The sequence below is a fragment of the Leisingera sp. ANG1 genome (genome assembly GCF_000203975.2).
Classification (GTDB): Bacteria; Pseudomonadota; Alphaproteobacteria; order Rhodobacterales; family Rhodobacteraceae; genus Leisingera.
Genome location: NZ_AFCF02000018.1, coordinates 1 through 1,550 on the forward strand (window position 1 = coordinate 1; position 1,550 = coordinate 1,550).

1 protein-coding gene is annotated in these 1,550 nt (G+C 58.5%); it reads left to right on the top strand.

From position 1 onward, the window contains the following. Positions 1–85 precede the first annotated feature (85 nt). Positions 86–1,476 (top strand): IS3 family transposase gene (locus GC1_RS21780; RefSeq protein WP_152612488.1). Its coding sequence is split into 2 segments (ribosomal slippage): positions 86–422 and positions 422–1,476, totalling 1,392 coding nucleotides; the frame shifts between segments, so codons are not numbered across the junction. Positions 1,477–1,550: the final 74 nt, after the last annotated feature.

A 1,550-nucleotide genomic window follows, 5' to 3' on the forward strand; every position in this document is an offset into this window, starting at 1 on the left:
TGTCTGACGTCAGCGCCAATGGGACAGTTTAGGGTGATTTGATAAGAGAGAGTTTCTGACACATCGTAACCACCAAGGAGTGGAGATGAGACAGAAACCCGGAACCAAGCAGAGCCACGGCGAGAAGGTCGTCAAGGACATCCGTCGCGCCACCCGCAAGCAGTACTCAGCTGAGGAGAAGGTCAGGATCGTCTTGGACGGCCTGAAGGGCGAAGACAGCATTGCAGAGCTGTGTCGCCGCGAGGGCATTGCGCAGAGCTTGTATTACAGCTGGTCCAAGGAATTCCTCGAAGCCGGGAAGAAACGCTTGGCGGGCGATACGGCGCGTGCGGCGACGTCGAGCGAGGTCAAAGACCTTCGCCGTGAAGCCCGAGATCTAAAGGAGGTTGTCGCTGAGCAGGCCCTGGAGTTGCGGCTGCTCAAAAAAAGCATGATCGCAGATGGGGGCGACGGCGAATGAGGTATCCCGCATCTGAGAAGCTGGAGATCATCCGGCTGGTGGAAGGATCGCACCTGCCGACCAGGCGCACGCTGGACAAGCTCGGCATCCCCAGAACGACCTTCTACCGCTGGTATGATCGGTATTTGTCCGGCGGCCCTGAGGCGCTGAAAGATCGCAGTCCCAGGCCGTCGCGGGTCTGGAACCGCATCCCTGAGCCGGTGCGCGAGAAGATCAAGGACCTGGCCCTGCAGGAAAGCGATCTGTCGCCGCGCGAGTTGGCCGTGCAATTCACTGACACGGAAAAGTATTTTGTGTCAGAGGCTTCGGTCTATCGCATCCTCAAGTCCTACGACCTGATCACCAGCCCGGCCTATGTGGTTCTGTCCGCCTCTGACGAGTTCCGTGACAAGACGACCCGACCGAACCAGCTTTGGCAGACCGACTTTACCTACCTGAAGGTCATCGGCTGGGGCTGGTTCTACCTGTCCACGATCCTCGACGATTACAGCCGCTACATCATCGCCTGGAAACTTTGCACGACGATGAAGTCAGGCGATGTGACCGACACGCTCGACCTGGCGCTGCAGGCTTCGGGTTGTGATCAGGCGAAGGTCCTGCACAAGCCCCGCCTGCTCAGTGATCGAGCCATTGGAACGCCATTGGTCCGAGAGACAATGGCGAGGGGGTCGAGTTACATCTCGGGCGAGTTGGCCGATTGGCTGGAAGATCGGCACATGGATCATGTCCGCGGTGCCCCATATCACCCGCAAACCCAAGGCAAGATCGAGCGCTGGCACCAGACCCTGAAGAACCGCATCCTGCTGGAGAACTACTTCCTGCCCGGCGATCTCAGGCAGAAGATCGACGCCTTCGTCGAGCATTACAACCACCGACGATACCACGAGAGCCTGCAGAACCTCACCCCGGCCGATGTCTACTTCGGGCGCGGCCAGACCATCCTGAAACAACGAGAAAGGATCAAACGAAAGACTATCGAAACCCGGCGCTTGCTTCACCGAAGATCCGCCGCATAATCAAACCAACCAGATGAGCCAGACCCTCTCTTCGCTCAGGCAGCCAAATGGCCCAAAATCTCTGACGACGGACA